Consider the following 5567-nt stretch of genomic DNA (forward strand, 5'->3'; position numbering starts at 1 on the left):
AGAGAGTTCGCGGATTTCTCTGCTCGAATGCGACGGGACTTTGTTGCGTGCTATATTTCCAGTCTTCTTTTATCGACAACCTGCTCAGTGATAATTGCCGTTTGGGTTCAGTTGATTCTTACGCAAAGCACTGCGGTTGATGGGGGGCTTGGACTATCGATCCTGTATTCCCTTCCCGGGCTATATGTGATCTTGTGCGCTTTGCCGCCTTTTGCTTCGTACGCTGCTTAAGTGCCTCGGAAAGTCCGATAAGCGCCGTGAGGAGCGAGACCAAAGCGGTCAGGAGCTTCACGAAATCAATCAGATCGGTCATGGGCATCACCTCCCATCAAATGGAGGGCTCTGCCCGGCACGAGGGCTGCCGACAGCAAGGACGATTCTATCAGAGCGACTGACTCCCGCCCGATATTACCATCCCACCGCGCCTGTGCAAAAAAAGAGGGCCGCCAAACAGCGACCCTCCAGCGAAAGTGCACGTTATTTAGGACAGTCATATTCTTTAAAAATAATGGCTGTTGTAGAATTACATATAAGAGTCACCCGGAAGGAGCGATCGATGAAAAGCAAACGATTTATCCTGAATGCACTTCTGGTAGTAGCAATATTGACGCTCTTGGTCTTCTCCTACTCATACATGAATCAGCCAAGATTTGGATATGCTTTAAACGCTGTTTTTTCCGGCGAAACAACTTACAACACTTACAACACTATAGGCTTCATTGACGCAATCTTTTTCTATGTAGTCGGCCCCGTATCAAGCGAACTGATCGCTTTTGCTGTCAGCTACAACCTGAATCAACAAAGCCAAACTCACTCAGCGACTTCGGCCAAACAAGGAATCAATCTCTTCGTAATAATGATAATTCTGCAAATTGCGACTGTGTTGATTATCGCCCTGACCGCAACAAACGTTTTGAAGTATGAGTTCGGATTCATCGTGAGCTGTCTCATGGCAATTGCCGCGGGTATAGCGGTTTCGTATACGACACCGGCAAAGAAGTAGCTCAACTAACAGGGCCTATTTGGAATCCGAATCGTCCATGGAGCCGTCGATGCCGGTTTTGGTGTCGTCCGTATTGGAATCGTCATCCTTCGATATGTGCGATACGGCTCGTTAATAGCCCTGGCCGTAGCCCTGACCCTGCTGGCCTAGCAGCTCCTCCAGATACTGGCGCAGCTGCTCGTCGGTAATACCGCCGTTGCCGGTGTCGGTCGCGCTGTCGTCCTGCTGCTGGTTCTGCAGCTCCTCGTCGGAGCCCAGCTCGACCGTGACCTTCTTCTCGTCCTTGCCGCGCATGAGCGTGATCTCGACCTTCTCGCCCACCTCGTGGCTGCGCAGCGCGATGATCAGACCATCAGCGCTCGTAATCTCGTCATCGTCCAGCTTGGTGATGACATCGCCCTCCTGGATGCCGGCCTTGGCGGCGGGACCGTCCTCGACGACGCTCGCCACATACGCACCGCTATCAGTGCTGAGCCACGCGCGCTGCCGCCTGGGCACGGGCATCGGTTGGTACGGCGGCGTCCACGCTCGCAGGCGCTTCGAGATCGATGTCCACACCGTCATCAAATAGGCTCGATTGCTCCATAGCGGTACTCCTTCGCTCGATTTCAAACGGATACAAGAGCACCACCGTTACGACGGACGTCCCGGTTCCGTGCATAACGAAAAGTCAACCGAGGGTTTTGTCCCGTCAAGACGCCGAACGAGAATTACGTACCGCCAAGAGCCTCAAAACACGCCCCTCGCGGGACAGAATCCTCACTCGGTTTCCATGCGGAGCAAAAACCTCAATCGATCATCCTCCGCAACGTCTATCCACCAAAAAGGTCGCCCCACGTGGAGCGGCCTTTGCTCGCAGCTTTTTACTGATAGTTACTCAAAATTTATTCCAACACATCCACAGAAGAGCAGCGAATCGTATTTCTCTTTCGGGAATCGAGAAAATAGCCTACCTTGACTTTAGACCCAACGCTCACGGGGCTATCGCTTACATAGCGCGTATGTTCTGAATCAACCAGAATGGTCAGACGATCAGACCCGTCGTTATATGGATCTTCGCTTTCGACCGACATGGTAAAATCGCCAGAGCTGTCAACGTTCAACACCGATCCGCTCACGAACCACAAATGTGAATAGTCACCTCCGCTATCTTTTTGGCAACGCTCCACTTTTAGAAATAGCGCAGAGAATGCGAACACGGCAACTGATATAGCGATGAAAACCTTAACGCCACCCCCCTTGCCATGAAATCCAAATTTATTCGCCAAAGAAAAATACCCCTGCCTTATCCGTGTAATTAGCATAGTACTACGTTAACGTACTCATGGCTGTGGGTTGGTTTAACCTACAGCCATGCTAAAGTTGCCAAAAGGGGCACAAAGGCCAATACGTTTGCGCAGTGCCGGCACAGCGACCTAGCATCGTATGCACCGGCGGAATCATCGCAGGCCTGCAAGGAGAGCATATCCACGGGCTCGTGGTCGCCGGAGGCCTCGTGATGCAGCACGCGCCGGGCGGCGACTGGAAGCGCGTCGATTGGGATGCACTTGCTGCCTGGCTCGGCAGATACGGTTACAAGGTCGCTGATTGCGAGACGGAGGCCCTTTCGACCGCCGACGCGTCGAGGCGATTACGCGAGTGGGAACGCAAGGGTAAAAACGCATCGTCACTGAATCAGTGAGTCAGTATTCTTTAGTGTTAGATGATGGATATTGAAATTAATTAGCGAGATAATGTGCATATCTCATAATGTATGCGTTTCACCATGAGAGAGTGGTCTGTCATGAGCTGGAAACCGAGAAAATGCGTTATCGCCGGTCTCGTGACAACCGGTCCTGGCGGCGGCTTTTTTGCAACCGCAAGGGCATCGTACCGACTTTTCACTTGCCTGTTCTGAAAGGCAGTTGCCATGCTGTCGCAAAATCAATCGAGATACTTGACCACAATCGGCTTTGCCCTGCTTGCATTACTCTTTGCTAGCGACCTTTTGCTGAAACCGCCCAAGGAACTCGTTTCGCTTGCCATAGACTGCATTTCCGCCCTTTACTTTACGGCAACCCTATTCGTCGGACTAAAGGAGAGGAAAAAAGGCGCAGTCGCCGCATCCGCCGTATGCGTGATCATAACCATTGCATCATTCTTTATCTGACACATTGGTGATCTAGGGGCGATATCGTAGGAATACGACCGCGGGAGCCGGGACCAGATTGCCCGGGTCGCTCGGTCGGCTGTTTAATAAGCGCTAACGGTTGAGTTGTCGCAGCATAATCGCGGCTGCAAATATGTGACCATATGACCATGCTAACATGTGCGCACAGTCATATGGTCACGGCTGTTGATTGGTGCCTTAGAAAAATTGAAATCGTCCCAACGAACCATCGTCAATCGTCCCAATAAGTTATCGTTATTTGTCCCAATAAGTCATCGTTATTTGTCCCAACGACGCAGATAGACAGTATAATTTCAAGTGGATGATTGGAGGGAAAGGCGATGGATAGGTACATAGGACGTTGTGTTGACTGCTTGGTCGAGCGCGACCTTGGCATTTTTGGTGCAGTGCTCATTCAGGGGCCGAAATGGTGTGGAAAGACAACGACAGCTCAGAGATTTGCCGAGTCATCGTTATCTCTCTCCGACCCATCTGGCGGTTTTGCGGCCCTCCAGCTCGCTCGTCTCGATCCGGCCCAGGCAATTGTCGGACCGACCCCGAGGCTTGTCGACGAATGGCAGGAGGAACCGAAGCTATGGGATGCCGTGCGATTCGAATGCGATGTCAGGGGAGGGGAGCCAGGACAGTTCATTCTCACCGGATCTGCGACGCCGCGAGCCGAGAACCAGCCGATGCACAGCGGTGTGGGTCGAATCGCCCGTTTGCGGATGGATACCATGACGCTTTTCGAGCTCGGTATTTCGTCGGGAGCGGTCTCGCTTGGTGCGCTGCTCGATGGCGATTCCGTTGCGGCATCACTCGGATCCATCGCCGGTATCGCCGGTATCGCGGATTTGCTCTGCCGCGGCGGTTGGCCCCAAGCGGTCGGTAAGACGACTGCCGACGCGATGCGGATAGCCGCCGCCTATATTGACGGTGTTTGCGAGTCTGACGTTTCGAGGGCGGATGGAGTGAAACGCGATCCGGTTAAGGTAAGGGCCTTGCTCTCCTCGCTTGCGCGCAATGAATCGACCCTTGCCGGCATGAAGTCCATCGAAAGGGATTTGGGCGTTGACGTCTCAAAGAATACGATTACCGGTTACATGGGCGCGCTGCGCCGTATCAATATCGTCGACGATGTCCCCGCGTGGCATCCGGCTCTCAGGTCGCCGGTGAAGTTGCGGCAGGGCGCAAAGCGGCACCTTGCTGACCCATCGCTCGCCGTCGCCCTCATCGGCGCGAACCCGGAGTCGTTGTCATCCGATCCGAAGACCCTTGGCTTGCTCTTCGAATCCCTCGTGCTGCACGATCTCAAGGTTTACGCGGCAGCCAGCGATGCGACCGTATCTCACTACCACGACGCTGACGACCTGGAGGTCGACGCGATTGTCCATCGTCGTGACGGCTCGTGGGTTGCCATTGAGGTCAAGCTTGGGAGCCCCCAAGTCCCAGAGGCAGTGGAAAATCTGCTTCGACTCGAGCGAAAGCTGGTCGATCGCGGGGAGAGGCCACCTGCGGCGAAACTCATCGTCATCGGGTTTGGTATGCCGGCTCACGTAACTGGCGAAGGCATCGTTATTGCTCCGGTCGACACGCTCGGAATCTAAAGCTATTTGCATTTCCAGAAATCCTCTAGAAGGTGCCTGGAGGATTTCTGGAAACAACCGGTATTTTGATCTGGGCTAAGAAAGGTTGCGGGTCCAGATTCCGTGCTGCGTGGAGCCGGTGATTTTGTTCAGGAACTCGCGCTGCTCCTCGGTTGCGAGGATGTAGGTAGAGCAGCCACTGAGCATCTGGTCGACGTCTGTGATTCCGGACGCCTCCCATCCCAAGATGCTGACGGCCTTGAGCGTCAGGCAGTTGAGGAACATGTAGGACGTGTTCTCGACGTTCGAGGTGTCAAGACGGTCGAGATCAAAAAGCTCCGTGACGCTTGAGCATCCCCTGAACATGCCCTCCAGGGTCGTGCAATCCGATGTATCGAGTTTCGATAGGTCGATTGGGTCAGACCGTCGAACAGGTATCTACCGCTCTCTGGATCCCAGGTATCCAGGACAACGACCTCACGGATTCGATTCCTGTAGGAATACCACGGTTGCTTTCCGAATTCGTCCGTGTGTGTACGGATGAATGCGGGATTCGATACCCCGGCGGCCTGATCGGCAGGCCGCTGGGAACTCTCACTCCTCGATAAAAGCCGGCACTCGGTTAGTCCTGCGCATCTTGAAATCGCCAGACTCGTGGGAGACGTAGAGAATGCCGTCCATCCCGTCTCGTGATGCATACGGCAGGTGAACTGAACCGCAATCCGATCCATCATTGTCGAGAAGATCGAACGAATTCGGGTCGCTCGTTGCGGCCAAACGACCACTCAGACAAGAGCCATCGTCATTACAGATTTGCCATTCCATGTCT

General features: G+C 53.7%; 8 protein-coding genes. 2 read left to right on the forward strand and 6 right to left on the reverse strand.

Translation table 11 applies throughout. The annotated features are described in order from the left end of the window. Window positions 1–118: 118 nt before the first annotated feature. Window positions 119–313, reverse strand: a complete 195-nt coding sequence (locus AAAX36_RS09245) for a hypothetical protein (protein ID WP_349075248.1) — start codon at window positions 311–313, stop codon at window positions 119–121. Between the two features lie 243 nt (window positions 314–556). Between AAAX36_RS09245 and AAAX36_RS09250 the strand changes: the two genes are divergently transcribed. After that, on the forward strand, window positions 557–1003 hold the full coding sequence (locus AAAX36_RS09250) for a hypothetical protein (protein WP_349075250.1): 447 nt from the start codon (window positions 557–559) through the stop codon (window positions 1001–1003). A 111-nt stretch (window positions 1004–1114) separates the two neighbouring features. On the opposite strand, the gene AAAX36_RS09255 is transcribed toward AAAX36_RS09250, so the two are convergent. From AAAX36_RS09255 to AAAX36_RS09265, 3 genes are all read right to left on the reverse strand, one after another. Next, entirely contained in the window at window positions 1115–1507 is a 393-nt protein-coding gene (locus tag AAAX36_RS09255; RefSeq protein ID WP_349075252.1) for a PDZ domain-containing protein, read from the reverse strand. Next, on the reverse strand, window positions 1467–1589 hold the full coding sequence (locus AAAX36_RS09260; RefSeq protein WP_302630593.1) for a hypothetical protein: 123 nt from the start codon (window positions 1587–1589) through the stop codon (window positions 1467–1469). Before AAAX36_RS09260 ends, AAAX36_RS09255 begins: the two co-directional genes overlap by 41 nt. Before the next feature lie 298 nt (window positions 1590–1887). Then, window positions 1888–2271 (reverse strand): hypothetical protein, encoded by a 384-nt coding sequence (locus tag AAAX36_RS09265; RefSeq protein WP_349075254.1) that lies wholly within the window; start codon window positions 2269–2271, stop codon window positions 1888–1890. 1255 nt (window positions 2272–3526) lie between these two features. On the opposite strand from AAAX36_RS09265, the gene AAAX36_RS09270 reads away from it, so the two are divergent. Beyond that, window positions 3527–4759, forward strand: coding sequence for a DUF4143 domain-containing protein (locus AAAX36_RS09270; protein ID WP_349075256.1), 1233 nt, complete (start codon window positions 3527–3529; stop codon window positions 4757–4759). 75 nt (window positions 4760–4834) lie between these two features. Here the strand turns inward: AAAX36_RS09270 and AAAX36_RS09275 are convergent, their stop codons facing one another. Both AAAX36_RS09275 and AAAX36_RS09280 read right to left on the reverse strand, forming a co-directional pair. Next, window positions 4835–5176, reverse strand: a complete 342-nt coding sequence (locus AAAX36_RS09275; RefSeq protein WP_117818415.1) for a BspA family leucine-rich repeat surface protein — start codon at window positions 5174–5176, stop codon at window positions 4835–4837. A gap of 156 nt (window positions 5177–5332) precedes the next feature. Then, window positions 5333–5567 (reverse strand): hypothetical protein (locus tag AAAX36_RS09280; protein WP_349075259.1); only part of this gene is annotated, 235 nt, incomplete at its 5' end.

The sequence above is a fragment of the Collinsella sp. CLA-ER-H10 genome, assembly GCF_040092475.1.
Taxonomy (GTDB): domain Bacteria; phylum Actinomycetota; class Coriobacteriia; order Coriobacteriales; family Coriobacteriaceae; genus Collinsella.

What these genes read in the sequence shown, in the direction of transcription:
- AAAX36_RS09245 (WP_349075248.1), bottom strand. Translation starts at nt 313, where the DNA reads ATGACCGATCTGATTGATTTCGTGAAGCTCCTGACCGCTTTGGTCTCG.
- AAAX36_RS09250 (WP_349075250.1), top strand. Translation starts at nt 557, where the DNA reads ATGAAAAGCAAACGATTTATCCTGAATGCACTTCTGGTAGTAGCAATA.
- AAAX36_RS09255 (WP_349075252.1), bottom strand. Translation starts at nt 1,507, where the DNA reads ATGCCCGTGCCCAGGCGGCAGCGCGCGTGGCTCAGCACTGATAGCGGT.
- AAAX36_RS09260 (WP_302630593.1), bottom strand. Translation starts at nt 1,589, where the DNA reads ATGGAGCAATCGAGCCTATTTGATGACGGTGTGGACATCGATCTCGAA.